This window comes from Kosakonia sp. S57 (assembly GCF_016516575.1).
In the GTDB taxonomy this organism is placed as follows: Bacteria; Pseudomonadota; Gammaproteobacteria; order Enterobacterales; family Enterobacteriaceae; genus Kosakonia; species Kosakonia cowanii.
The window spans coordinates 1-26,261 of the sequence record NZ_JACVUL010000027.1; the positions used below are offsets into that span (position 1 = coordinate 1).

At 55.7% G+C, this 26,261-nt stretch carries 28 protein-coding genes; 5 read left to right on the top strand and 23 right to left on the bottom strand.

Features of this window, described 5'->3' with window-relative positions:
- Window positions 1–386 precede the first annotated feature (386 nt).
- Window positions 387–1,352 carry a L,D-transpeptidase family protein gene (locus tag IAE48_RS20990; RefSeq protein WP_200135495.1) on the top strand — a complete coding sequence of 322 codons (966 nt, stop codon included), beginning with the start codon at window positions 387–389 and terminating at the stop codon, window positions 1,350–1,352.
- Between the two features lie 80 nt (window positions 1,353–1,432).
- Here IAE48_RS20990 and IAE48_RS20995 read toward each other — a convergent pair whose 3' ends face one another.
- Window positions 1,433–1,690, bottom strand: a complete 258-nt coding sequence (locus tag IAE48_RS20995) for a YdgH/BhsA/McbA-like domain containing protein (RefSeq protein WP_042715368.1) — start codon at window positions 1,688–1,690, stop codon at window positions 1,433–1,435.
- Between the two features lie 241 nt (window positions 1,691–1,931).
- Here IAE48_RS20995 and IAE48_RS21000 point away from each other — a divergent pair, with 241 nt between their 5' ends.
- Entirely contained in the window at window positions 1,932–2,567 is a 636-nt protein-coding gene (locus tag IAE48_RS21000; RefSeq protein WP_076769689.1) for a TetR/AcrR family transcriptional regulator, read from the top strand.
- Between the two features lie 517 nt (window positions 2,568–3,084).
- Here IAE48_RS21000 and IAE48_RS21005 read toward each other — a convergent pair.
- The 8 genes from IAE48_RS21005 to hinT form a co-directional block, all read right to left on the bottom strand.
- Window positions 3,085–3,624, bottom strand: a complete 540-nt coding sequence (locus IAE48_RS21005; RefSeq protein ID WP_023481678.1) for a glycine zipper 2TM domain-containing protein — start codon at window positions 3,622–3,624, stop codon at window positions 3,085–3,087.
- A gap of 191 nt (window positions 3,625–3,815) precedes the next feature.
- A complete protein-coding gene (locus tag IAE48_RS21010) occupies window positions 3,816–5,120 on the bottom strand; it encodes an NAD(P)/FAD-dependent oxidoreductase (protein ID WP_094420216.1) in 1,305 nt (434 codons plus the stop codon).
- A gap of 259 nt (window positions 5,121–5,379) precedes the next feature.
- Entirely contained in the window at window positions 5,380–5,922 is a 543-nt protein-coding gene (gene ycfP / locus IAE48_RS21015) for an alpha/beta hydrolase YcfP (protein WP_054803905.1), read from the bottom strand.
- Window positions 5,923–5,957: 35 nt separating this feature from the next.
- Window positions 5,958–6,983, bottom strand: a complete 1,026-nt coding sequence (gene nagZ / locus IAE48_RS21020) for a beta-N-acetylhexosaminidase (protein WP_094420217.1) — start codon at window positions 6,981–6,983, stop codon at window positions 5,958–5,960.
- Window positions 6,984–6,994: 11 nt separating this feature from the next.
- Window positions 6,995–7,810, bottom strand: coding sequence for a thiamine kinase (gene thiK, locus IAE48_RS21025; protein ID WP_200135496.1), 816 nt, complete (start codon window positions 7,808–7,810; stop codon window positions 6,995–6,997).
- Window positions 7,791–8,444, bottom strand: coding sequence for a penicillin-binding protein activator LpoB (gene lpoB / locus IAE48_RS21030; protein WP_094420219.1), 654 nt, complete (start codon window positions 8,442–8,444; stop codon window positions 7,791–7,793). Before lpoB ends, thiK begins: the two co-directional genes overlap by 20 nt.
- 10 nt (window positions 8,445–8,454) lie before the next feature.
- Complete coding sequence (locus IAE48_RS21035; protein WP_094420220.1) at window positions 8,455–8,829, bottom strand: YcfL family protein; 375 nt, start codon at window positions 8,827–8,829, stop codon at window positions 8,455–8,457.
- A gap of 1 nt (window position 8,830) precedes the next feature.
- Window positions 8,831–9,190, bottom strand: a complete 360-nt coding sequence (hinT, locus tag IAE48_RS21040; RefSeq protein WP_023481409.1) for a purine nucleoside phosphoramidase — start codon at window positions 9,188–9,190, stop codon at window positions 8,831–8,833.
- 329 nt (window positions 9,191–9,519) lie between these two features.
- On the opposite strand from hinT, the gene fhuE reads away from it, so the two are divergent.
- Window positions 9,520–11,706, top strand: a complete 2,187-nt coding sequence (gene fhuE / locus IAE48_RS21045) for a ferric-rhodotorulic acid/ferric-coprogen receptor FhuE (RefSeq protein ID WP_200135497.1) — start codon at window positions 9,520–9,522, stop codon at window positions 11,704–11,706.
- Window positions 11,707–11,897: 191 nt separating this feature from the next.
- Here fhuE and ptsG read toward each other — a convergent pair whose 3' ends face one another.
- From ptsG to yceD, 14 genes are all read right to left on the bottom strand, one after another.
- On the bottom strand, window positions 11,898–13,331 hold the full coding sequence (gene ptsG, locus IAE48_RS21050; RefSeq protein ID WP_023481473.1) for a PTS glucose transporter subunit IIBC: 1,434 nt from the start codon (window positions 13,329–13,331) through the stop codon (window positions 11,898–11,900).
- A gap of 298 nt (window positions 13,332–13,629) precedes the next feature.
- Window positions 13,630–14,424: a metal-dependent hydrolase gene (locus IAE48_RS21055; protein WP_200135498.1), complete on the bottom strand. Its 795-nt coding sequence runs from the start codon at window positions 14,422–14,424 to the stop codon at window positions 13,630–13,632.
- Between the two features lie 10 nt (window positions 14,425–14,434).
- Window positions 14,435–15,439 (bottom strand): DNA polymerase III subunit delta', encoded by a 1,005-nt coding sequence (holB, locus tag IAE48_RS21060; RefSeq protein WP_200135499.1) that lies wholly within the window; start codon window positions 15,437–15,439, stop codon window positions 14,435–14,437.
- The gene (gene tmk / locus IAE48_RS21065) at window positions 15,436–16,077 is read right to left on the bottom strand and encodes a dTMP kinase (protein ID WP_200135500.1); all 642 of its coding nucleotides are present in this window, start codon (window positions 16,075–16,077) and stop codon (window positions 15,436–15,438) included. The genes holB and tmk overlap by 4 nt, the downstream gene beginning before the upstream one ends.
- Window positions 16,067–17,089, bottom strand: a complete 1,023-nt coding sequence (gene yceG, locus IAE48_RS21070) for a cell division protein YceG (RefSeq protein WP_042713171.1) — start codon at window positions 17,087–17,089, stop codon at window positions 16,067–16,069. Before yceG ends, tmk begins: the two co-directional genes overlap by 11 nt.
- Window positions 17,086–17,901, bottom strand: a complete 816-nt coding sequence (gene pabC, locus IAE48_RS21075; protein ID WP_200135501.1) for an aminodeoxychorismate lyase — start codon at window positions 17,899–17,901, stop codon at window positions 17,086–17,088. The genes yceG and pabC overlap by 4 nt, the downstream gene beginning before the upstream one ends.
- A 112-nt stretch (window positions 17,902–18,013) precedes the next feature.
- The gene (fabF, locus tag IAE48_RS21080; protein ID WP_094420225.1) at window positions 18,014–19,255 is read right to left on the bottom strand and encodes a beta-ketoacyl-ACP synthase II; all 1,242 of its coding nucleotides are present in this window, start codon (window positions 19,253–19,255) and stop codon (window positions 18,014–18,016) included.
- Between the two features lie 90 nt (window positions 19,256–19,345).
- Entirely contained in the window at window positions 19,346–19,582 is a 237-nt protein-coding gene (gene acpP / locus IAE48_RS21085) for an acyl carrier protein (protein ID WP_000103754.1), read from the bottom strand.
- A 154-nt stretch (window positions 19,583–19,736) separates the two neighbouring features.
- Window positions 19,737–20,471 carry a 3-oxoacyl-ACP reductase FabG gene (gene fabG / locus IAE48_RS21090; protein WP_094420226.1) on the bottom strand — a complete coding sequence of 245 codons (735 nt, stop codon included), beginning with the start codon at window positions 20,469–20,471 and terminating at the stop codon, window positions 19,737–19,739.
- Window positions 20,472–20,483: 12 nt separating this feature from the next.
- The gene (fabD, locus tag IAE48_RS21095) at window positions 20,484–21,413 is read right to left on the bottom strand and encodes an ACP S-malonyltransferase (protein WP_200135502.1); all 930 of its coding nucleotides are present in this window, start codon (window positions 21,411–21,413) and stop codon (window positions 20,484–20,486) included.
- Between the two features lie 16 nt (window positions 21,414–21,429).
- Complete coding sequence (locus IAE48_RS21100; protein ID WP_023481420.1) at window positions 21,430–22,383, bottom strand: beta-ketoacyl-ACP synthase III; 954 nt, start codon at window positions 22,381–22,383, stop codon at window positions 21,430–21,432.
- A gap of 6 nt (window positions 22,384–22,389) precedes the next feature.
- Window positions 22,390–23,478, bottom strand: a complete 1,089-nt coding sequence (gene plsX / locus IAE48_RS21105; protein ID WP_200135503.1) for a phosphate acyltransferase PlsX — start codon at window positions 23,476–23,478, stop codon at window positions 22,390–22,392.
- A 79-nt stretch (window positions 23,479–23,557) separates the two neighbouring features.
- Window positions 23,558–23,731, bottom strand: coding sequence for a 50S ribosomal protein L32 (rpmF, locus tag IAE48_RS21110; RefSeq protein WP_006819481.1), 174 nt, complete (start codon window positions 23,729–23,731; stop codon window positions 23,558–23,560).
- 16 nt (window positions 23,732–23,747) lie between these two features.
- A complete protein-coding gene (gene yceD, locus IAE48_RS21115; RefSeq protein ID WP_023481686.1) occupies window positions 23,748–24,269 on the bottom strand; it encodes a 23S rRNA accumulation protein YceD in 522 nt (173 codons plus the stop codon).
- 141 nt (window positions 24,270–24,410) lie between these two features.
- On the opposite strand from yceD, the gene IAE48_RS21120 reads away from it, so the two are divergent.
- On the top strand, window positions 24,411–24,995 hold the full coding sequence (locus tag IAE48_RS21120) for a nucleoside triphosphate pyrophosphatase (protein WP_200135504.1): 585 nt from the start codon (window positions 24,411–24,413) through the stop codon (window positions 24,993–24,995).
- 85 nt (window positions 24,996–25,080) lie between these two features.
- Window positions 25,081–26,232 (top strand): dienelactone hydrolase family protein, encoded by a 1,152-nt coding sequence (locus IAE48_RS21125; protein WP_370569041.1) that lies wholly within the window; start codon window positions 25,081–25,083, stop codon window positions 26,230–26,232.
- The last annotated feature ends 29 nt before the right edge of the window (window positions 26,233–26,261 follow it).

Genomic DNA, 26,261 nt, shown 5'->3' on the forward strand with positions numbered 1-26,261 from the left:
CGTGCCCTTTTGTAGGCCTGATAAGCGCAGCGCCATCAGGCATGTTTTTGGAGCAAGGGTCAAACACCCTGCCCGCTTTATTGCCGGATGGCGGCGTACCGCCTTATCCGGCCTACGGGATCGAGCTCTTTTGTAGGCCTGATAAGCGCAGCGCCATCAGGCATGTTTTTGGGAGCAAGAGTCGAACATTCTGCCCGCGTTTTGCCGGATGGCGGCGTACCGCCTTATCCGGCCTACGAACACGATGTTTTTCCCCTCATCCGCGTCTTTTTTTGTAATATTTACAAATGCTTTGCAATAACCAGGGTTTCCCGACGAACGTGATGAGCATAATCCTATTGAGTAGTCTTATAGAAATAACCTTATGATTTACATGGATTATGATCATGTTCAAAATGTCGCGCTTCGCTCACTGGATGACGCTGTTCGCCGTCGCCGCTACGCTTATCTTTGCCCTTCCCGCCCGGGCGAATACCTGGCCGCTGCCGCCTGCGGGCAGCAAGCTGGTGGGCGAAAACCGTTTCCATATTGTTGAGAACGATGGCGGTTCGCTGGAGGCGATTGCCAAAAAGTATGGCGTTGGCTTCCTCGCGCTGTTACAGGCTAACCCCGGTATTGACCCCTTCGTGCCGCGCGCTGGCAGCGTTGTCACCATCCCGCTGCAAACACTGCTGCCGGATGTACCGCGCAGAGGGATTGTGATTAACCTCGCCGAGTTGCGTCTTTACTACTATCCCCCCGGAAAAAATGAGGTCACCATCTACCCGATCGGCATTGGCCAACTGGGCGGCGATACGTTAACGCCGACGATGGTCACCACCGTTTCCGATAAACGCGCTAACCCAACCTGGACGCCGACCGCCAATATCCGCGCCCGCTACAAAGCGCGCGGAATCGAGTTACCGCCGGTGATGCCAGCCGGGCCGGATAACCCGATGGGCCATCATGCGATTCGCCTCGCCGCTTTCGGTGGCGTTTACCTGCTGCACGGCACCAATGCCGATTTTGGCATCGGCATGCGCGTCAGTTCCGGGTGTATTCGCCTGCGGGATAGCGATATTGCCGCGCTGTTTGCTGCGGTCAGCCCTGGTACACCGGTCAATATCATCAACATGCCGATTAAAGCCTCCGTCGAGCTAGACGGCACGCGGCTGGTGGAGGTGCATCAGCCGCTTTCCGAATCGATCAATGACGATCCGAAAACGCTGCCGATCCCGCTCAATGCGGCGATAAAGGCATTTCAGGCCGATGCGCAAAGCGATGCGGCGGTCATGGAACAGGCTATTGAGCTGCGCTCGGGTATGCCGGTGGACGTGACCAAACATGCGCAAGAGAGTATGCAAGCGATGTAACGCCCGCGCATAAACAAAAAGGCCCTGCACGTTGTGCAGGGCCTTTTTTATTGCAGTGGCGTAGCTCGAGGGTGGTGAACTTATTTGTAGAGCACTGCGGTACCGTGCAGGCGATCGGAGCCGGTCACGGAGGTGATGCGGTAAGAGGACGCGCCCAGCTGTTCAGCTTTCTCAGCCACTTTTTTCTCAACGGATGCGAGGTTGGTGCTGCCGGTCACGCCGATGGCGGTAAGCTCCTGCTGCCCGGCCGGTGCGGACTGCACCTCAACGGCGGCAAAGCTGGCAAATGAGAGAGTACTTAAAACAGCGGCGGTAAACAGCGTGTTGATGGTTTTCATAATGATTGTCCTGATGCAGGTGAACGGAGGTCGTTAAGCATTAAGTTAACGATCGATAGGTAAATCATAAGTGTGATCTATATCACCCGTCAATATTTTTTTATAACGCTCATTAACTAATTTAAATAGTTCTTAATTTTCATAAGCATATGATTTATTAATATGTGCGGTTTTGCGACTGGTCATTCACCAGGATTATTTTTATAATGGCTATTCAACAAACCAACAAAGAAGCGGCTATATGACCAGTGAAGTCAGCAGTTGTACGAAAAAAAGCCGTGGCCGACCGAAAGTGTTCGACAGGGAAGCGGCGCTCGATAAAGCCATGACGCTATTCTGGCAGCATGGCTATGAAGCCACATCACTCTCCGATCTGGTAGAAGCGACCGGGGCAAAAGCACCGACGCTCTACGCAGAGTTCACCAATAAAGAGGGGCTGTTTCGCGCGGTCCTCGATCGCTATATCGCCCGTTTCGCCAGGCAGCATGAAGCGTTGCTGGAGTGCGAAGAGAAGCCGGTGGAACAGGCGTTGCTGGACTATTTCTCTGCTATCGCCAGGTGTTTCACCAGCACCGATACCCCTGCGGGCTGCTTTATGATTAACACCTCCGCGACGCTTGCCGCCTCGTCGCAGGAGATTGCGAAGACGATTAAAACGCGTCATGCCCGCCAGGAGGAGACATTGCAGCACTTCCTCGCACAGCGGCAGGCGAAAGGCGAGATCCCGGCAGGCGTAGATATCGCTTCCCTGGCGCAGTTTCTTGGCTGCATCTTACAGGGCATGTCCATCAGCGCCCGTGAAGGCGCAAGCCTTGAGAAGCTGCTGCAAATCACCCGCACCACCCTGCGCCTGTGGCCAGATTTGATCAAAGCGTGATAAAAAAATGAGACGGGTCTCCGTCTCATTTCCTCTCTGTGATAGTGATTACACAATTCAACAATAGGTAAAAACTATCAGCCATTTTCCAGGCTTTGCTATGCTTAATTGTGATTATTGCATCGCTAATCATTGTCGGCGGCAATATAAAACAATAAGTATGTTTTTCAGGCGTCACTTTTCCCTTGCTCTCACTCTACGCGTAGTACCGATAATTCTTATGAGGATAAAGGGTCTTTTACTGACTAATCACATGCAGAAGGAAATGGAAATGATTTTGCTATTACCATTCATCAAAGTGTTAATAGTAATTACATTGTTATTTGGTCTGTGGGTCTTGCTGGGTGGCTCGGTACTGTTCGCATTTGTCTCTGTCCTCATTACCGGATTGCTGGTTGTTCGCCAACAAGACTTTATTTAACAACGAAAAAGCCCCGCATGATGCGAGGCTTTTTTATGGCAAAAAAAGGCTCCTCAGCCTGAGCGATGAGGAGCCAATATGCAGAGTACTGCTTTTTTATGCTTTGTTATTCAGAATCAGCTGACCGTTGTTATCCAGCGGAATCTGCGTGCCAGGATCTTTATCCATGCGGATTTTCCCCTGCTGGTCGCCGATTTTATAGGTCACGTCATAACCGAGCATTTTTTCCGATTTGTCATATACCGTGCTGCAGCGCTGCTGAGTGGTGGTGTAGGTATCCCGCTCCTGCATACCGCCCTGAATCTGGTTGCCTGCATAACCGCCGCCTAACGCGCCGACAACGGTCGCCACATCGCGTCCGCGCCCGCCGCCAAACTGATGGCCAAGCACACCGCCCGCTACCGCACCCAGCACGGAACCGGTAATACGGTTCTCATCCTGCACCGGACGACGATGCGTTACCGTGACATTGCGACACGCCTCTCGCGGCGTTTTCACCGTCTCTTTGATCGGCGTGGCCGATACCACCTGCGCATATTGCGGCCCGCGATCGAAAACATTGAGGCTGGCGACTGCGGCAACGCCCAGTGCAGCGGCCACGCCAATACCGATACCCGCTAACATTGATTTATTCACAGGATTCTCTCCCTGGTTGGCTATTGGTAACAATTTTGCAATGGTGCAAGAGGGCAGCCAATCAGAAATCGCGCAAAAATAGGGGTTCGACAGGTGAAAGCAGAGTTATTCAGAGTTGTCTGAGCGCTAAAGGCACATCAGGCAGAGGGATATGCTGCTCTCGCGCCGAAAGGCGGAGAGCAGCAGAAGGATCAGTGGAGCTTGAGGCGCGGGCGGATCACGCGGTTGATACTACCAACCACCATCATCAGCCCGGTTTTAAAGTAACCGTGCAGCGCCACCTGGTGCATACGGTAGAGCGAGATATAGACGAAGCGCGCAATACGCCCTTCGACCATCATCGAGCCGCGCATCAGGTTACCCATCAGGCTACCGACCGTGGAGAAGTTAGAAAGCGACACCAGCGAGCCGTGATCTTTATAGACGTAATTCTTCAGCGGCTTGCCTTTGATCTGCGCGAGGATGTTATGCAGCGCAAGGCTTGCCATCTGGTGCGCAGCCTGGGCGCGCGGCGGCACAAAACCGCCTTCCGGACGCGCGCAGGAGGCGCAGTCACCAATCGCGTAGATATCCGGATCGCGCGTGGTTTGCAGCGTCTGCTCCACCACCAGCTGGTTGATGCGGTTAGTCTCCAGGCCGCCAATCTCTTTCATAAAGTCCGGCGCTTTGATGCCCGCAGCCCACACCATCAGGTCGGCCTGAATATACTCACCCTCTTTGGTGTGCAGACCGCCCTCATCGGCGCTGGTGACCATTGTCTGCGTGAGAACGCGTACGCCCATTTTGGTCAGCTCATTATGCGCTGCGCCGGAAATACGCGGCGGCAGCGCAGGCAGAATACGCTCGCCCGCTTCTACCAGCGTTACGTTCAACGCCTCGTTGGTCAGCCCTTTATAGCCGTAGCTGTGCAGCTGTTTGACCGCGTTATGCAGTTCGGCCGACAGCTCAACGCCCGTTGCCCCGCCGCCCACGATAGCGATATTCACTTTGCCGTTTGCGCCAAGGTTAGCGGAGTATTTCAGGAACAGGTTGAGCATCTCCTGATGGAAACGACGCGCCTGGTGCGGGTTGTCGAGGAAGATGCAGTGCTCTTTCACACCCGGGGTGTTGAAGTCGTTAGAGGTGCTGCCCAGCGCCATCACCAGCGTGTCATACGCCAGCTTGCGCTCCGGCACCAGCAGATCGCCCTTCTCATCACGCAGTTCAGCCAGCGTCAGCGTTTTGCTTTCGCGGTTGATGTCGATAACGGAACCGAGCTGGAACTGGAAATGGTGATTACGCGCATGCGCCAGATAGCTCAGCGCATCGACGCCTTCATCGAGGGAGCCGGTCGCCACTTCATGCAGCAGTGGTTTCCATAAATGGCTGTGATTGCGATCCACCAGGGTGATTTTCGCTTTTTTACCGCGACCCAGCTTCTTGCCTAACTGCGTTGCCAGCTCAAGCCCGCCAGCACCACCGCCTACAATCACGATTTTTTTCAATGGTGTAGTCAAAGTGACCCCCTAAAATATTAACCAATTGTTAACTAAAAGTTATAAAAATAGCCCTTAATTAACAATGGTTTACGCGCTGGCAACCATGCATTGACCACGAGAATATCACGAACGGTTCAATGGTCATACCAAAATTGATGTACATCAAGTTTTGCTGCCGCAAAGATGAGCAAGTGTAGACGTAGCGGCGCAAATTACGCGCTGAAGACGTGAAAAAAGGGAAGCTGCGGCAGGGGGAAACCTGCCGCCAAGAGAGGGATTAACCGAGGGTTTTGAAGGCTTTAATGCGCTGCAGATGCGGTGAGATATTTTTGAATTTATGGGACTGCGCTTCGTCCCAGACAATCTCGTAATAGTGGTGCAGCTCATTTGAAGTGCGCTGGCTGTCGAGCGCTTCATCCTGACGCGAGAGGATAACCAGACAGCGGTCGCGGTTCTTTTCACGAAAGTTGGCGACGCACTTGGTGGCAATATCCCGGTACTCTTCCGGCCGGTCGATCTTCCCTTCCATATTTTCATAAGGAAAGAGATTGGGGTTGAATATCACCTGGCGGATATCGCAGAGAAAACCGATGCGCTCCGCCCAGTAACCGCCCAGACCGACACCGCAAATCAGCGGGCGCTCATCGACGTTGAGCTGCAGCATTTTATCCACCTCTTTGAGCAGATGCTGCATATCATGTTTCGGATGCCGCGTACTGTAGCTAATCAGCCGGACATCGGGGTCGATAAACTGCAGTTGCAGCACCTTTTCGTGGTTGCCGGGGCTGTTCGAGTCAAAACCGTGTAAATAGATAATCATGGTATCCTCACCACTTCGACGGTTTGTCCGCAGGGTTAATGCGCAGCTTTATGCGCCTGCCAGCGTTCGTGCAGCTGTTCCAGCTCGTTGTGAGCCGCTTTCCAGCGCGCCGAACTCATCAACTCCTGACGAGAAAAAGAACCTTTATGATACAAATGTGTAACACGCTCTGCATTGATCGGTGACAGGTTATCCAGCACCTCAACGGCACCTTTACGATTATTACAGACCAGGATCATATCGCAACCGGCATCCAGCGATGCCTGCCCGCGTTCAGCGTAGCTGCCCATGATCGCCGCCCCCTCCATCGAGAGATCGTCGGAGAAAATCACGCCGTCGTAACCCAGCTCACCGCGCAGCACGGTTTTCAGCCACCAGGGTGAGCCGCTGGCCGGACGCGGATCGGCATCAGTGTAGATAACATGTGCCGGCATAATGGCATCCAGCTTGTTCTGCTCAATCAGCGTCTTAAAAATGGACATATCTTTCGCGCGGATCTCTGCCAGCGGGCGCGGATCGAACGGCGTCTCTTTGTGCGAGTCTGCGGTTACCGCGCCGTGGCCCGGGAAGTGTTTGCCGGTGCTTTTCATGCCTGCGCTGTGCATGCCATCAATCACGCGGGTGGCGAGCGTTAACGCTTTCTGCACATCCGCATGGTAAGAGCGCTCACCGATCGCCGCGCTGATATGCCCGACATCCAGCACCGGCGCAAAGCTGATATCGATATCCATGGCGATCATCTCGCTCGCCATCAGCCAGCCCGCCTCCTGCGCCAGCCGACCACCCTCTTCCATGCCGAGCAGCGCCGCGAAAGATTGCGCCGCTGGCAGACGGGTGAAACCATCGCGAAAACGCTGCACGCGCCCACCTTCCTGATCGACCGCCACCACCAGCCGGTGGCGGGAAGCCGCGCGGATTTGGCGCACCAGCTCGCGCAGCTGTTCGGGATCGTGATAATTCCGGGTAAAGAGGATCAAGCCGCCAACCAGCGGATGCGCCAGGATCTCGCGCTCCTCCGCATCCAGTTCGTACCCTTCAACATCCAACATCACTGGACCCACACTTACCTCTCTTATCCTTCAGACTGAAGCTGACGCCATATTTCATTCGCCAGCATAATAAATTGTTGATCGCCGGTCTGCTGCCAGCGGCGTTCATACCAGCTGACCATCAGCATTAACACCCATGGCCGCCAGCGCTTAACCTGCCGCCAGAGCAGAGGCGGATCGATATTCGCCTGCATTGCATAGCGCGCGGCAATATCGCTGCGCTGCGCCTCGTTTTCGCACCAGATCCCGGCCAGCTCCAGCGCCACATCGCCGTCGCCAGCATACTCCCAGTCGATAAGCCGTAGCCCCTTCTCGCCGTGCACAATATTCCCGGCGTGAACATCCATATGCAGCGGCGCAAGGCGCAGCGGCAGTGGCTCACGCTGACGCCGCAGCCGTTTTAGCTGCCGCAGCCAGAAGGGCGTGCGCCGTGCGGGCGCACTGCACTGCCAGTCACGCTCCAGCAGCGGCAATAGCGTGATGCGCCAGCCGAAGCATTTTTGCCGGTGCAGATCATACAGCAATCTCGCCAGCGCGTCGGCCTGCGGCAGCGCGGTGTCGATCGTGCCGGGAATATAGTCGATCGCCATCCAGCCAGCCGCGAAAAAAAGGGGCTGCGGCGCAATAGTGGCAGGAAGATGGCGCAACAGACGATACTGGCGCAGAAAGGAGGCTGGGGCGGCCTGATGCTGCTGGCGAAGCACCAGCGTCTGCCGCCCGTCGCTTATCAGACAGCTCCCGCCGCTCAGCCCAACATGCTGGCTGGCGACGGGAGCGTAGTGCGGAAAGTAGCGTGACAGGATGGCGTCACGCGTCAGATTACTGCTGTTGAACGGCACCTTTACCTGACCAGATAATCTCGCCGGTCTGCACCAGCATTAACTGCATTTGCAGCGAAGGCGCATTGGCATTGCCGGTTGCGTTGGAGTAGAGCACATACTGTGCGCCGACGTTGCGCGCAATGCCCATTGCTTTGCTGCGCGTGCCGAGGCTGTCCTGCGGCGACAGGCCGAGCTGCTGCTTAGCGACAGCCAATTGCTGAGCGGTAATCAGGGTGAATTTACCGTTGTTTGCCAGCGCGTTATGCACCACTTCCGTCGCTTCGCCGGTGTTAATCGAACCGTTAGTGCGGTTGTTTACGCTGTCCACCAGCAGAACGCTGCCGGCATTGGCACCGCTGGCCTGCAACATTTTGCCCACCATCGGCTGTACCGCACCATTCCAGTCATAGTGACGCTCGCGCGGCGTTGGCTGGCCGTTCTGATCCGGGTGTTCAATCGGGCCTGGCTGCTGCGGCAGCGTTGGCACGGAAGGCACGCCCGGGATCGGCTGCTGCGGCTGCTGAGGTTGCGCGGGTTGCGTCGCTCCGCCGCCTGCCTGCTCAACCGGAGCCGGTTGCTGGTCGGTGATACAGCCTGCAAGCAGCATGGCAAGTGTGGTCAGTAACGCGTAGCGTCCAATGGTCTTAATCAAGTGTCACCTCTTAGAGATAGAGATAGAGTCTGACGCTGTGCGCGCCGAGATAGTTAGCGCTGCCGTAGAGTGTCATGGTGGCATTACCGGGAACCGTTACGCTGCGCGGCGCTTCCAGCGGGTGCATCTCCAGACCTCTGGCGTCATACCAGTAAAAGCGATAGTGCAGCGTGACGGGCTGCTGGCGTTCGTTATAGATCTCTGAGGAGGCGGAAGGCTGCAGCGCCTCCCGGCTCATGGTCGGCGGCTGCGCGATGATGCCTGCGGCAAGTATGGAGGACTCCATCACCAACGTTTGATTGCTGGCAACCGGGATTGCGGGCCGGGAGCCGCAGCCGACAAGCGCTAACGCCGTCAGCAGTAACGCAACACGCGCGACGCTCATCTTAAAGCCCTTTATGAGCCAGCATCGGCCCCAGCACGCGCCCACCCAGCAGGTGCATATGAATATGGTAAACCTCCTGCCCGCCGTGACGATTGCAGTTCATGATCAGGCGATAGCCATCTTCGGCAATCCCTTCATCACGGGCGATTTTCGCAGCAACCGTCATCATGCGCCCCAGCGCCTGCTCATGGGCCTGCGTTACATCATTGACGGTTGGGATAAGCAGGTTCGGCACGATCAGCACATGTGTCGGTGCTTGCGGAGAGATATCGCGAAAGGCGGTAACCAGTTCATCCTGATAAACGATGTCCGCCGGAATTTCGCGACGAATGATTTTGCTGAAAATGGTCTCTTCGGCCATGACGTTTTCCTTTTATGAGTGCGGGCCAGGCCCGCCGCCGTCGTCAATTATGTGCCCTAGAGTATGATCGAGATTCTCTTGTTCTTTCAACTATAACGCTGTTTTTCTTTCCCCTTTTACGCCGGGCCTGATTGTGGCAGGCGCAGACGCCTCCCGGCAGAGATGAAATCGCATTTCATAATCGATAATTACATCTGTTTACACCAGTGAAGTGAATGCGTATATTTCGCATTTGCATTTCCATGCGCGCCTCGCGCTGACGCATTTACATCCCGCAGCCAGCAACGTACTGGCTGCGGGTTCTGCTCACACACCATTAAGGGTTTATCATGTCTTTCCCGCAGAATGGCCGCTTCGGCGCACGCGCCTGTACGGCCACCCCTTCCCTGCTGGCCGTTGCCATTGCTTTCGCGCTCACCCCGGCCACCGGTTTTGCCGCCGGCAGTGAAGAGACGGTGGTGGTTGAAGGAACCAGTGCTGCCGACACCCGTGCCCTGACCGAACAGGATTACAATACGCAGACCACTGCGGCAGGCACCAAAATGACGCTGGTGCAGCGCGATATCCCTCAATCCATCAGCATTACCACCCAACAGCGAATGAAGGATCAGCAGTTGGAAACGCTGGGCGATGTGCTGAAGAACACCACCGGCGTGTTCGAGAGCGCGGCAGACTCCGATCGCAGCACCTACTACTCGCGCGGCTTCCTGATTGATAACTATATGGTCGACGGTATTCCGACGATTTTTGAAACCCGCTGGAACCTGGGCGATGCCCTTTCCGATACCGCCATGTATGAGCGCATTGAAGTGGTGCGCGGCGCAACCGGGCTGATGACCGGGGCGGGCAACCCATCCGCTTCCGTAAATATGGTGCGCAAGCACGCCGACAGCCGCGAATTCACCTCAAACGTTTCGGCCGAGTATGGCAGCTGGAATAAACAGCGTTACGTGGCGGACGTCTCCACGCCGCTGACGGATGATGGCAGGATCCGTGGCCGTGCGGTGGCCGGTTACCAGCATAATGACAGCTGGCTTGATCGCTACAGCCAGGAGAAGAAGTTCTTCTACGGCGTGCTGGATGTCGATCTGACCGCGTCGACTGCTTTCTCCGTTGGCTATGACTACCAGGAGACCGACGTTGATAGCCCAACGTGGGGCGGCTTGCCGCGCTGGTATACCGACGGCACAAAAACCCACCCGAGCCGCAGCGACAGCACCGCGCCGGATTGGGCCTACAACAATAAAGTCTCCAAACGTACCTTCGCGACGGTGAAACAGAGCCTCGGCAGTGACTGGCTGCTGACGGTCAACGGCACCCACACCGAGACGCAGCTCGACAGTAAAGCGCTCTATGTCGACGGCACGGTCGATAAATCCACCGGACTGATGGTCAGCCCTTATGGTGCGTCTTATCCCTATGTTGGCGGCACCGGGTATAACACCGGCATGCGTAAAGTCGATGCGCTGGATACTTTTGCTAATGGCTCGTATGAGCTGTTTGGTCGCCAGCATGAGCTGATGGTCGGCGGCAATCTGAGCAAGCAAAATAACCGCTACTTTAGCTCGTGGGAGAATATCCTCGATACCTCGCTCGGCAACTACAGCAACTTTAACGGCAACTACCCGGAAACCCAGTGGGCACCGCTGAGCCTGGCGCAGGAAGATACTATTCGTCAGCAGTCAGCCTACCTCGCGACGCGTATCTCCCTTGCCGATCCGCTGCATCTGATTGCCGGCGCGCGTTATACCAAATACAAACTTGAGACGTTGACGCAGGATCTGGAGAAGAACAACCTCTCACCCTATGCGGGTCTGATTTTCGACATCAACGATACCTGGTCGACCTATGCCAGCTACACCTCCATCTTTAAACCGCAGGAGTACCGTGACGCGCAGGGGAAATATCTCTCGCCGGTAACCGGGAAAAACTACGAGCTGGGCGTCAAATCTGACTGGATGAACAGCCGTTTAACCGCTTCACTCGCCGTGTTCCGTATTGAGCAGGATAACCTTGGGCAGACAACCGGTGGCGTGGTGCCGGGCACCAGCGGCGAAAGCGCGTATGAAGCGGTTGATGGCGCGGTGAGTAGAGGCGTGGAGCTGGAAATTAACGGCGCGCTGACGGATAACTGGCAGATGACTTTCGGTGCCACGCGCTATGTTGCCGATGATAAAGATGGCAATGCGGTGAACCCGAACCTGCCGCGTACGTCGATCAAAACCTTCACCAGCTATCGCCTGCCGATGTTGCAGGAGTTAACCGTCGGCGGTGGCATTAACTGGCAGAACAGCACCTGGGCGAATGTCAGCACCGCCAACGGCAATTTCCGCTCTGAACAGGGCAGCTATGCACTGGTCGATCTGTTTGCCCGTTATCAGGTGACCAAGCAGCTCTCGGTGCAGGCGAATATCGATAACCTGTTCGACAAGAAATATGACACCAACGTCGACAGCCGCACCTATGTGTTCGGCGAGCCGCGTAACTTCTCAGTGAGCGCCAATTACCGCTTCTGATATCGCATCAGTTAACAAAAGGAGCCTGCGGGCTCCTTTTTTATGGGCCACCTGTAGGCCGGATAAGCGTTAGCGCCATCCGGCATTGCGGTTTTGCCGGATGGCGGCGTTGCCTTATCCGGCCTACAAAGGCAAATGCAGGCAATAAAAAAGGGAGCCATCAGGCTCCCTCAGTCTCCCCAGACTATGGCTTAGCTGTTGCGGATGTACTCATCCATCTCGGTTTTCAGGTTATCGGATTTGGTACCGAAAATCGCCTGAACGCCGGAACCGGCAACAACCACACCCGCAGCGCCCAGTTTCTTCAGGCCAGCCTGATCCACTTTCGCTACGTCAGCCACGCTGACACGCAGACGCGTGATGCACGCATCGAGGTTGGTGATGTTCTCTTTGCCGCCAAACGCGGAAACCAGAGCCGGAGCCATTTCGCTGGTTACGCCAGCTTTGCTCTCTTCGGTGGTCTCTTCACGACCCGGCGTCTTCAGATCCAGCGCTTTAATCAGCACGCGGAAGACGGTGTAGTAAACCACTGCGTAGCAGATACCGATAATCGGGAACAGCCACAGTTTGCTGCTGTTGCCGCTCAGCACGACGAAGTCGATCAGACCGTGAGAGAACGAGGTACCGTCACGCATACCCAGCAGGATACAGATCGGGAAGGCCAGGCCTGCCAGAATCGCATGGATAACGTACAGGATCGGCGCCACGAACATAAAGGAGAACTCGATCGGCTCGGTGATACCGGTCAGGAACGAGGTCAGCGCGGCGGAGATCATGATACCGCCCACTTTAGCGCGGTTTTCCGGTTTCGCAGAGTGCCAGATAGCAATCGCGGCAGCCGGCAGACCGTACATTTTGAACAGGAAGCCACCGGAGAGTTTACCTGCGGTCGGGTCACCTGCCATGTAACGCGGGATATCGCCGTGGAACACCTGACCTGCGGCGTTGGTGAATTCACCAATCTGCATCTGGAAAGGTACGTTCCAGATGTGGTGCAGACCAAACGGCACCAGGCAGCGCTCGATGAAGCCATAGATACCGAACGCAACAACCGGGTTCTGGTAAGCAGCCCACTGAGAGAAGGTCTGGATAGCAGTACCGATCGGCGGCCAAATGAAGGAGAGGATCACGCCGGTGAAGATTGCTGCCAGACCAGAGATGATCGGCACAAAGCGTTTACCCGCGAAGAAGCCCAGATACTCAGGCAGCTTGATACGGTAGAAGCGGTTAAACATATACGCTGCGATCGCACCAGAGATGATACCGCCGAGAACACCGGTGTCTGCCAGGTGTTTCGCCGCGATCTCTTCAGCAGGTAAATGCAGAACCAGCGGCGCAACCACCGCCATGGTTTTAACCATAATGCCGTAGGCGACAACGGCGGCAAGTGCGGAAACGCCGTCGTTATTGGTGAAGCCAAGGGCCACACCGATCGCGAAGATCAGCGGCATGTTGGCGAAAACGGAACCGCCCGCTTCGGCCATAACATGGGAAACCACTTCTGGCAGCCAGCTGAAGTTTGCCGAACCGACGCCCAGCAGGATACCTGCGATAGGCAGTACGGATACTGGCAGCATCAGCGATTTACCGACCTTCTGCAGGTTAGCAAATGCATTCTTAAACATAATTGAGAGTGCTCCTGAGTATTAGTGCTTTTTTCTACGCTTTCGCGCATTGGCACGGGGGGAGAACCGCGCCGTGGGAAGGGCATCTAAGCGCCCTTTATTTATTACACAGAGTAAAATAAATCGTTTCAGGTTTGTTTGACCGCTATCACGTTTCAGCCAGCATCGACAATAAAACTCACATTGCCTTACATTTGCCGCTCTGTTTAGGTCAAATTGTAACCGTCACCGCCCATTTTATGGCGGTGAACTTTACTCTTATCGGTTATTAATTACGAGTACTAAAATAAGCTGCTTTTCAGGCTAATTGCAGACGCGACGGGGCGATATGGAACAGGCGGGCAAAGTTTTGCGTCGTCTGTTGTGCAAGCTCTTCAATGGAGACGCCCTTCAGCACCGCCATATACTCTGCAACATCGCGCGTCATGGCGGGCTGGTTCTCTTTCCCGCGGTGCGGTACCGGTGCCAGATAGGGGGAATCCGTCTCCACCAGCAGGCGATCGAGCGGCACATAGCGCGCGGCGTCACGTAACTGCTCAGCGTTACGGAAGGTGACAATGCCGGAAAAGGAGATATAAAAACCCATATCCAGCAGCTTACCGGCCGTTTCACGATCTTCGGTAAAGCAGTGTAGTACGCCGCCGCAATCCTGCACCTTCTCTTCTTGTAAAATGGCCAGCGTATCGGCGCGCGCGTCACGCGTATGTACAATCACCGGTTTATTCAGCTCGCGCCCAATGCGGATATGGTTGCGGAAGGACTCCTGCTGGCGCGGCTTGGTTTCCGGGGTATAGAAGTAGTCGAGGCCGGTTTCACCCATGGCCACTACCCCCTCTTCTGCCGCCAGCTGGCGCAGGGTTTCCACCTCGTACTCTTCATCCTGATTAAGCGGATGTACGCCGCAGGAGAAGACCACATTCTCACGCTCGCCGACTAATTCACGCATTGACCGGTATCCGGGCAGCGTCGTGGCAACCGCGAGGCAGAACCTCACATCGCGCGCGGCGGCTTTCGCCAGCACATCGTCCACATTTTTATGCAGCGTTTCATAGTTAAGGCCATCGAGATGGCAGTGCGAGTCGACTAAAAACATAATGTCTCTCTTATAGATGGGATACAGGAAGCGTCACGCCGGAATGCAGGTAACGCTCCACATTTAACAGTAAATCGGTCAGCAGCAGTTCACGGTTGACGCCAACTACGCTCAGCAGTTGCTCACGGCAGGTAAACAGCGCATGCAAAAGCGCATGTAGCGTGTCGCTGCGCCACTGGCGGGCGAAACCCTGCACCAGCGCCGGGGCATCAACGTTAGTCACCAATGTTGCGCCTTGCTGCAGTTTCAGCGCGTCGAGGATCAGCGAAGCAAGCCACTGCAGGCGCTCCGGGGCATTGTCATGGTTAAGCGCCGGCAGCATCGCCAGCCAGTCACCGCCAGCCAGCGCGTTGTTTGCCGCTTCACACAGCGCCTGGCGCTGCTTCCACTTATCATCCTGCAACAACACTTGAGCAGCACCCGGCGAGCCAGCCGACAGGCGCAGCGCGGTGAGAATCGCTTCTTGTGACATTGTCACTTCACGCGAAAGCCACGTCGCGGCGTACTGTTCTGCGGGTGGTGCTAAGTGATGCATACGGCAGCGGCTGCGCAGGGTCGGTAACAGCCGCACAGGCTCGCGGCAGGCAAGGAAAAACCATGTCTGCGCGGGCGGCTCTTCCAGCGTTTTGAGCAGTGCGTTGGCAGCAGCATCGCTGAGCTGCGCAGCATCCGGCAGGCAGACGACTTTCGCGCCGCCGAGGCGGGCATGCTCATACAGCTTTTCATTTACTTCACGCACCGCATCGATGCCCAGCGTCGACTTCCCTTTCTCCGGCGCAAGCACGTAATAATCGGGGTGCGTACCGGCCTGCATCAATTCGCAGCCGCGGCAGCGACCGCAGCTTTTATTTCCTTGCGGCGTCTGGCAGAGCAGCAGGCGGTTGATGGCGTAGATCAGCGCATCGTCGCCCATCCCTTCCAGGGCGTGGATCAGTAACGCGTGGTGCCCGCGCCCGCTCTGATAACTGGCGACCAGTTGTTCAAAGTCCGGCCGTAGCCACGGATACCATTTCATGCGCCCTGCTCCTCCACCCATGCGGTAACGGTGCGGCGAATATCGGCTACAACCTCTTCCAGCGACTGGGTGGCATCAATGGTACGAATACTCGGATCCTGTTCCGCCAGTTCCAGATAGCGGGCACGCGTACGGTTGAAGAAATCGAGCGACTCCTGCTCAATGCGGTCAAGCTCGCCGCGCGCGCGGGCGCGTTTGAGGCCCACTTCCGGCGTCACATCAAGATAGAGGGTTAAATCGGGGCGGAAATCGCCGAGCACCGCGTCGCGCAGCGTGGTGAGCAGGGTTTGATCGATACCGCGTCCGCCGCCCTGGTAGGCCTGGGTGGAGAGATCGTGGCGATCGCCAATCACCCAGTTTCCGCTTGCCAGCGCAGGTTTGATCACCGTCTCCACCAGCTGGACGCGGGCGGCGTAAAACATCAGCACTTCGGCTTTATCGGTGATCACTTCATCCCCGACGGATCGGATATCCAGCACCAGGCTGCGCAGCTTTTCTGCCAGCAGCGTGCCGCCCGGCTCGCGGGTGAAGACCATGTCGCCAACGCCGAGCGTTTTCAGCGTGTCGACAATGACATCCCGCGCGGTGGTTTTGCCCGCGCCTTCCAGCCCTTCAATGACGATGTATTTACTGCCCATTTTTTTCCTTAAGTACTTTCAGGTACTCCTGCACCGATCGGTTATGACTGGCGAGATTGGTGTTAAACGTATGCCCGCCTTTACCGTCGGCAACAAAATAGAGATATGGCGTTTTTGCCGGATGCGCCGCGGCTTTCAGTGAGGCTTCACCCGGCGTGGCAATCGGCCCCGGCGGCAGGCCATTAATGACATAGGTGTTGTAATCCGTCGGTGCCTCCAGATCGGCGCGCGACAGCTTACCACTATATCGCGCCCCCATCCCGTAGATTACCGTCGGATCGGTCTGCAGACGCATCCCGATGCGCAGCCGGTTAATAAACACCGAGGCGACCCGGTCGCGCTCACCGGCGACGGCGGTCTCTTTCTCAATGATCGAGGCCATCGTCACCAGCTGATTTTCATCTTTATAGGGAAGACCCTCGGCACGCCCTTCCCAGGCGCGGGCAACGGCCTGCACCATTTTTTGATGCGCCCGTTTCAACAGCGCGACATCGGTGGTATTGGCGGTGTACATCCACGTGTCGGGCCAGAACCACCCTTCGACCCACTCCGGGTGCGCCATTTTTATCGCCTGCGCCACGGTCGCATAGTCATCATCTTTCAGCGTGTGTTTAATGTATGGCGCGTCGCGCAGCTGTTTCAGGTAGTCGCTTAACCGCATCCCCTCAACGAAGCGCAGCGGGAACTGCGCCTCTTTGCCGCTCTCCAGCAACTGCATCATCTCCCGCACGGTCATGTTGGGCGTGAAGCGGTAGGTACCGGCTTTAAAATGCGAAAGATCGGGCTCCAGGCGCAGTAACCACTGGAACACACGCGGACGATTAATCACCTTTTCGCGATAGAGCAGCTCGCCAAGCGTTGTGCGCCCGGTGCCAGCCGGCAAGGTGAAGATGGTTTCGTCTTTGATCAAAATTTTGCTGTCGGCCAGCTGCCGCACCTTCCAGGCACCGGCGCCTGCGGCAACAACCAGTACCGCCAGCAGAATGAGTACAACGCCAAAGAGTTTTTTCATAATGGATTCATGTGCTCACAAAGAGGGGCTAAAAAATGGTACAGATCGCGCGCCTGCCACTGCCTGTCCGCCCACTGGCGAACCGGCACAACGGGCATCAGCGCGTTACAAATAATGGCTTCGTCTGCCAGTGCCAGCGCATCGGGCCCGGCGTTGACTTCGACAACGTCAAACGCAGAAGATGCCAGCTGGCGCAGGCAATATTGCCGCATAATGCCATCCACACCCGCCTGATCGAGCCTGGGCGTAAACACCGTTTTACCCTGCCGCCAGAAGAGATTTCCCGCGCTGCACTCGGTGATCCAGCCGTCGCTGTCGAGCACCAGCGCGTCATCGGCGTCGGTTTGTTCAAGCCCGAGGCGAATAAGCACCTGTTCCAGCCGGTTAAGGTGTTTGATACCGGCAAGCGCAGGGTTGCGCCCCAGACGGATTTCACTGAGCGCAAGGGAGACCCCCTCATGCTGCCAGCGCGCATAGTGTGCGGGCCGCGGTGCAAAGGAGACAATGCGCGTCGGCGCAGAACAGTTGGCCGGGCTGTAGCCCCGCCCGCCCACACCGCGCGTGATCACCGCTTTGATAACGCCTTCATCATGCTTTTTCGCCAGCATGGCCATCTCTTGCTCAAGGGCAGACCAGTCGGCAAAAGGGATCGCCAGGCGCTCGCACCCCTGCCGCAGACGCTGCTGGTGAGCGGCAGCAAATTGAATCTGCCCGTCGATAATGCGTGCGGTGGTAAAGCAGCCGTCGCCAAACTGCGTCGCCCGGTCATTGGCCGCAAGCGAGGCCTGCTCTGTGCCATTAATCAAGAACATAGCGACTCCTTGTATGCATGGGCAGACAGTTTGGCAGGATGAAAAGCCGAGGACAAGGGGGATAAATCAGAATAGAAAAGGCCCGCAAGCGGGCCTTTATACGGCAGGTTGATCACACTTTTTTGAAGATCAGCGAGCCGTTGGTACCACCGAAGCCGAAGGAGTTACACAGGGTGTACTCCAGACCGCTAACCTGACGCGCCTCGTGCGGCACAAAATCAAGGTCGCAACCCTCATCCGGATTATCCAGATTGATGGTTGGCGGTACAGCCTGGTCGCGCAGTGCCAGGATGGAGTAGATTGATTCTACTGCACCCGCCGCACCGAGCAGGTGGCCGGTCATCGATTTCGTCGAGCTGACCATTACGTTGTAAGCTGCGTCGCCGAATACGGACTTCACTGCCTGCGCTTCGGCTTTATCGCCCGCAGGTGTTGAAGTGCCGTGTGCGTTCACATAGCCAATCTGCGATGGCTCAATGCCCGCATCGCGAAGCGCATGAATCATCGCTTTCGCCGCACCCGCGCCGTTTTCCGGCGGAGAAGTCATGTGGTAAGCATCGCTGCTCATGCCAAAACCGATGATTTCAGCATAGATTTTTGCACCGCGCTTCTTCGCGTGTTCGTACTCTTCCAGCATGATGATGCCTGCGCCATCGCCGAGGACAAAACCATCACGGTCTTTATCCCACGGGCGGCTTGCGGCCTGCGGATTGTCGTTACGCGTGGAGAGCGCGCGCGCTGCGCCAAAACCACCGACGCCAAGCGGCGTACTCGCTTTTTCCGCACCACCTGCGAGCATCGCATCTGCATCGCCATAGGCAATGATACGCGCCGCGTGACCAATGTTGTGCACGCCTGAGGTACAGGCAGTCGCAATTGAAATGCTGGGGCCTTGCAGACCAAACATAATGGTCAAATGGCCAGCCACCATATTCACAATGGTCGATGGAACGAAGAACGGGCTGATTTTACGCGGCCCACCCTTGACGAGGGAGCTGTGGTTTTCTTCGATCAGGCCGAGACCACCAATGCCAGAACCAATCGCCGCGCCAATACGCGAGGCGTTTTCTTCTGTTACTTCCAGGCCGGAATCCTGCATGGCCTGAATACCAGCGACAATTCCATATTGAATGAAGTCGTCCATTTTGCGCTGTTCTTTGCGCGAAATGTACTCTTCACAATTAAAATCCTTTACTAAGCCAGCAAATTTGGTTGCATAGGCGCTAGTATCGAAATGGTCGATCAGGCTGATGCCACTCTGACCGGCAAGGAGAGCTTTCCAGGTAGACTCTACGGTATTGCCGACAGGAGACAACATGCCAAGTCCGGTCACAACTACACGACGCTTAGACACGTTTGTCCTCCAGGGAGGGATAAAAAAAGAGATTCGTGGGATTGCTCAGATAAAACTCAGGCGGTCGAATGACCGCCTGGAGATGTTCACTTACGCCTGGTGGCCGTTGATGTAATCAATGGCAGCCTGAACGGTAGTGATCTTCTCAGCTTCTTCGTCCGGAATCTCAGTATCAAACTCTTCTTCCAGAGCCATTACCAGCTCAACGGTGTCAAGAGAATCAGCGCCCAGGTCCTCAACGAAGGAAGCATTGTTGGTAACTTCTTCCTGCTTAACGCCCAGCTGCTCGCCGATAATTTTCTTAACGCGTTCTTCGATAGTGCTCATACTCTTAAATTTCCTATCAAAACTCGCTTTCGCGATGGTTTTCGTAGTGTATAAAATGTTGAAAAATTTGCAACTAAATCCCGGCAGTTCGTACCACGATTTTACGCTATTTTGAGGCTTTTCACCCCAATAACGCAAATAAATTTCATCGTGGTTAAACCATATACATTCCGCCGTTGACGTGCAGGGTCTCACCAGTGATGTAACCCGCCTCGTCAGAGGCTAAAAATGCAACCGCGCTGGCGATTTCCTGCGCACCGCCGAGACGGCCTGCAGGCACTTGCGCCAGAATACCCGCACGCTGATCGTCAGATAGCGCACGCGTCATGTCCGTTTCAATAAAACCCGGAGCAACAACGTTTACCGTAATACCGCGGGACGCAATTTCACGCGCCAGCGATTTACTAAAACCGATAAGACCCGCTTTCGCCGCAGCGTAGTTGGCCTGACCGGCATTTCCCATGGTACCAACCACAGAACCGATAGTGATAATACGCCCATGACGCTTTTTCATCATAGCTCGCATTACCGCTTTTGACAGACGGAAAACAGATGAAAGGTTGGTCTCGATAATATCGTCCCACTCATCATCTTTCATGCGCATCAGCAGATTGTCACGGGTGATACCGGCGTTATTCACCAGAATATCGACCTCGCCAAACTCAGCGCGAATGTTTTCCAGCACAGATTCGATAGATGCAGGGTCGGTCACATTTAACTGCAGACCTTTACCGTTCGCACCCAGATAATCGCTGATTGCCTGCGCGCCACTTTCGCTGGTCGCAGTACCAATCACCTTCGCGCCACGGGCTACGAGGGTTTCGGCGATTGCGCGGCCAATACCGCGGCTTGCACCGGTAACCAGCGCGATTTTTCCTTCAAAACTCATGGTCTTCCTCTTTTATTGCGCAAGTGCCTCTGACATCGCCGCCGGCTCGTTTAACGCCGAGGCTGTCAGGGTGTCAACAATACGTTTAGTCAGGCCGGTGAGGACTTTACCCGGGCCCACTTCATACAGGTGCTCAATGCCCTGTGACGCCATAAACTCAACGCTTTTGGTCCACTGAACCGGGCTATAGAGCTGGCGCACCAGCGCATCGCGAATCGCTTCCGGGGTAGTTTCACACGCCACATCAACGTTATTGATCACCGGGATCTGCGGCGCATTAAACGTAATATTGCTGAGCTCAGCAGCGAGTTTCTCCGCCGCAGGTTTCATCAACGCGCAGTGGGAAGGAACGCTTACCGGCAACGGCAGCGCACGTTTTGCGCCAGCGGCTTTACAGGCAGCTCCCGCACGCTCAACGGCTTCTTTATGACCCGCAATAACAACCTGACCCGGTGAGTTGTAGTTTACCGGCGATACAACCTGCCCTTCGGCAGCGGCTTCACACGCCTGTGCAATTGCGGCGTCATCAAGACCGATAATCGCGGACATCGCACCGGTACCTGCCGGAACGGCATCCTGCATAAACTTACCGCGCAGTTCAACCAGGCGAACCGCATCAGCAAACGCGATTACGCCAGCGCAAACCAGCGCAGAGTATTCGCCAAGGCTATGGCCTGCCATCAGCGCAGGCGCTTTACCGCCCTGCTGCTGCCATACGCGCCACAGCGCGACAGACGCCGTCAACAGCGCCGGCTGCGTCTGCCAGGTTTTGTTCAGTTCTTCCGCCGGGCCTTCCTGCACCAGCGCCCAGAGATCGTAGCCCAGCACCGCTGAAGCTTCCTGGAAAGTCTCTTCGATAACCGGCCAGGTTGCAGCCATATCGGCCAACATGCCGACAGTCTGGGAACCCTGTCCCGGAAACACAAATGCAAATTGCGTCATTTTTTTATCCTTATACTCAGAAACGTACCAGCGCAGAGCCCCAGGTGAACCCGCCGCCAAAGGCTTCAAGCAGGATCAGCTGACCAGCTTTGATGCGCCCGTCGCGCACCGCTTCATCCAGTGCGCAAGGCACGGAAGCGGCAGACGTATTGCCATGACGATCGAGTGTTACCACTACATTGTCCATCGACATGCCGAGTTTTTTCGCCGTCGCGCTGATAATACGCAGGTTCGCCTGATGCGGCACCAGCCAGTCCAGCTCGCTGCGCTCAAGGTTGTTGGCAGCCAACGTTTCGTCAACAATATGCGCCAGTTCGGTGACGGCAACTTTAAAGACTTCGTTACCCGCCATCGTTAAATAGGTCGGATTTTCCGGGTTTACGCGATCGAGGTTCGGCAGCGTCAGCAGTTCGCCATAGCTTCCGTCAGCGTGCATATGCGTGGAGATAATACCCGGCTCTTCTGAAGCGCCCAGCACGGCAGCGCCAGCGGCGTCACCGAAGAGGATAATCGTACCGCGATCTTCCGGATCGAGCGTGCGCGCCAGCGCATCGGAGCCGATCACCAGCGCATGTTTTACCGCGCCGGATTTGATGTACTGATCGGCAATGCTCAGGGCATAGGTAAAGCCTGCGCAGGCGGCGGCAACGTCAAACGCCGGGCAGCCTTTAATCCCCAGCATATTCTGGATCTGGCAGGCAGCGCTTGGGAAAGCGTGGGTCGCTGAAGTGGTTGCGACAATGATTAAGCCAATCTGATCGTTATCGATGCCGGCCATCTCGAGCGCGCGTTTAGCGGCCTCAAAGCCCATAGTCGATACAGTCTCGTTTGCCGCAGCAATACGACGCTCACGAATACCCGTACGCGTGACAATCCACTCGTCGGAGGTATCGACCATTTTTTCTAAATCGGCGTTTGTTCGAACCTGTTCTGGCAGATAGCTGCCGGTACCAATAATCTTTGTATACATGTGCGCTCAGTCACTCTTGGATAATATACATACGTTCTTGCTTTCGTCGCCCAGTGCAGACGAAGCCGACGAGATGTACACAGATACCAGGCGAGCGGCAATCCGTTGTGGGACTTGCCGCTGCACCGCCTGCACTGCCTGCTCAATCGCGACGCAAAACGCGCGCTGATTGGCTGCGCCGTGACTTTTAATCACTGTGCCGCGCAATCCTAACAGACAGGCACCATTATACTGGTCGGGGTTGAGGTGGCTGAATCGACTTATCAGACTTTTTTGTAACCAACGTTTGAGTAAGATGAGCCACCACGCCCTTTTTTTCCCTTCGCCCTGCGATTTCAGCAGCGAAAGGAACATTCTGACAACCCCTTCCATGGTTTTTAGCGTGACGTTTCCGGTGAAACCGTCACACACCAGCACATCCGTCTTGCCGGTTAATAATTCGTTCGCTTCCAGGTAACCAATGTAGTTGATGGATGGCGCTTCGCGTAATAACGCGGCAGCTTCGCGGATATTGTCATGGCCTTTGCTCTCCTCTTCACCAATATTGAGCAGAGCGACCCGCGGGTTGGCGATCTCAAGGATCTCCTCCGCCATGACGGCACCCATAACGGCGAATTGTGCCAGCATCGTACTATCGCAATCGACATTCGCACCCAGATCGAGCACCACCGTTCTGCCCTTTTGCTGATGCGGTAATACCGTCACCAGCGCCGGGCGTTCAATGCCGTCGAGGGGTTTGAGCAGCAGCTTCGCCAGCCCCATCAGCGCCCCGGTATTGCCTGCGCTGACGCAGGCCTGGGCGCGCCCCTCTTTCACCAGCTCCAGCGCAATACGCATTGACGTACCGCGACTATTACGGATCGCCTGCGCCGCGCGCGCATCACTGGCAATAACTGACTGTGCAGGAACAACAAGCAGGCGAGAGCGCTGCTCGAAATCAGCTTTGGCAAGTAATGGCGTGATTGCGTCGGGATCGCCGACTAACAGGAGAGTGAGTTGCGAATTAGAATTCAGTGCCTGCAAAGCTGCAGGCACTGTCACGGAGGGGCCAAAATCGCCCCCCATGACATCTAACGCCAGGGTTAGACGTGTCAAGGTATCGTCAGAGCCTGGTTCGGTTTATCCCCGCCTGAGCGGGGAAAGCCTCACTAAGCTTCATCACGCTTGCGCGTGATTACTTAGTGATAACCTTGCGACCGCGGTAGAAACCGTCAGCGGTCATGTGGTGACGCAGGTGGGTTTCACCAGAAGTTTTGTCTACAGACAGGCTGGTGACTGCGGTCAGCGCGTCATGGGAACGACGCATGCCACGTTTGGAACGGGTTGGTTTATTCTGTTGTACGGCCATGGACCTTACTCCTCAATTACTTACGCTTTAAGCTGGCTAATACGGCAAATGGATTGGGTTTTTGCGCTTCATCAGGCAATTCCCCAAAGACCATGTCCGCCTCGGACACTTCACAGTGTTCAGAATCATGCACCGGAACTACAGGCAAGGCGAGAATGATTTCATCCTCAACCAACGCCCGCAGATCGATTTCGCCGAATTCGTTAACCTCAATCGGCTCATACGCTTCCGGCAGTGCTTCAGCCTGTTCGTCTGAACGCACAGGACTAAAACAATACGTTGTGTAGACGTGATGGGTGAACGGTTTCCCGCAGCGCTGGCACTCGAGAGCTACCGTAACCTTCGCATCGCCGGTTAACACCGCCAGACGCTGATTATCAATAGCAAACGACATGGAGCACTCCACATCAGTTTCTACGCTGACAACAGAATCGGCGACGCGCTCGACCTGATCGAGAGTGTAGACACCCTCATAATCAAGGCGTTTTTGAGCGGTACGAACCGGATCAAGAGTCAGGGGTAATTTTACCTTTTGCATAGGGCGCGCATATTAACTTTGTAACGTCATAGAGTCAAAGAAAAAGGCAGCCTGCGGTTGCCTTTTGCCAATTATTCGCACACATTGCGGCCTACAGTTTAATTTGCCTCTCATCGTTAAGCCATATTTGGTGGAAAAAATATGTCTCCTCTTATTCTTGCTTCAACTTCACCCTATCGTCGCGCGCTGCTGGATAAACTCGGCCTCCCCTTTGAGTGTGCAGCACCACAAACCGACGAAACACCGCACCCCGGTGAAACACCCCGCCACCTCGTGCTGCGCCTTGCTCAGGAAAAAGCGCAATCACTGGCGGATAAATATCCGCACCATCTGATAATTGGTTCCGACCAGGTGTGCGTATTGAATGGCGAAATTAACGGCAAACCGCATACGGAAGAGAATGCACGCCAGCAATTGCTGAAAGCGAGCGGAAATATTGTCACCTTCTATACGGGACTGGCGCTCTATAATTCAGCAACCGAGCATCTACAAACGGAGTGCGAACCCTTCGACGTCCATTTCCGCCATTTAAATGAGCAGGAGATCGAGGACTACGTGCGTAAAGAGCGTCCGCTTAATTGTGCCGGTAGTTTTAAAAGCGAAGGGTTGGGCATCGCGCTGTTCGAGCGCCTTGAAGGGCGCGATCCAAATACGCTGGTCGGGCTGCCGCTGATTGCGCTGTGCCAGATGCTGCGCCGCGAGGAGCGCAACCCATTGTTAAGCTAATGCTTAGGCGATCACAGATTGTTTAGTACACGACCTGTAGAGTCACTCTCAATATTAAAACGGCGTTTTAATTTGAGGGGTGCTGATGAAGATGTCGTGCAAAACGGCGCTGGCCGCTGCGTTATTGATTTCCGCTGCGGCCAGCGCACAAGAGACGTGGCAAACCGAGGGCGTCGTCGAAGGCAATCTCCCGGCAAGCTGGCCCGCGCTGAAAGCGCAAATGCTCTACCCTGACTCCTGGCTCTCCGGCCACTACACCGATTTTAATCAATGGCAAACAGAGAGCCGCCAACGCTTTCGTGCCGCCCTCCTCACCCCCGATGCCACAAAAATTTTCGCGCCGGAAACAATAAGCAAAGAGGATCGCGGCAGCTACACCGCCGAAAAACTGGCGCTTAACATTACCGACGACAACCGCATTTCGGCCCTGCTGCTGATGCCAAAAACGCCCGGCCCGCATCCGGCGGTGGTGCTTCTGCACGACCACGGTTCGAAATTTGATATCGGCAAAGAGAAGCTCATCAAACCGTGGAATGACGCTAAAAAACTCGTCAGTGCGCAGGCATGGGCGGATAAGTTCTTTAGCGGAAAATTTATTGGCGACGAGCTGGCGCAGCGCGGTTACGCGGTTATCGCTATCGACAGCCCCGGCTGGGGCGATCGCGGGCCGATGGTCTATGACCAGCAGCAGGCGCTGGCCAGCAACTACTTCAATCTGGGCCGCTCCCTTGCGGGCGAAGTGGCATATGAAGATATGCGCACCGTCGATTTTATCGCCGCACATGCAGGGGTTGATAGCAAACGCGTCGGCGTGCTGGGCTTCTCAATGGGCGGGTTCCGCGCCTGGCAACTGGCTGCACTGAGTGACAAGGTGGCCGCCACGGCGGTGATTTCGTGGTTCGGCACTTACAATGGCCTGATGCAGCCCGGGAATAATGTGCTGCGCGGGCAGTCAGCCTTTTATATGCTGCACCCTGGAATGCCAGCGCTGATGGATATTCCCGATATTGCCAGCCTCGCTGCACCAAAACCGATGCTGATCTTCAGCGGGGGTAAAGATAAGCTCTTCCCGCCCCAGGCGGTCGCAGAGGCCTTTGAGAAAGTGCACCGCGTCTGGGCGTCGCAGCATGCCGATGAAAAACTGGTGACCAAAAGCTGGCCCGAACTGGGCCATGTCTTTTATCAGCAGCAGCAGGATGAGGTCTTTCCGTGGCTGGACAGGTGGCTGAAGCCGTAAGCGATCCCCTCCGCATCGGAGGGGAGAGA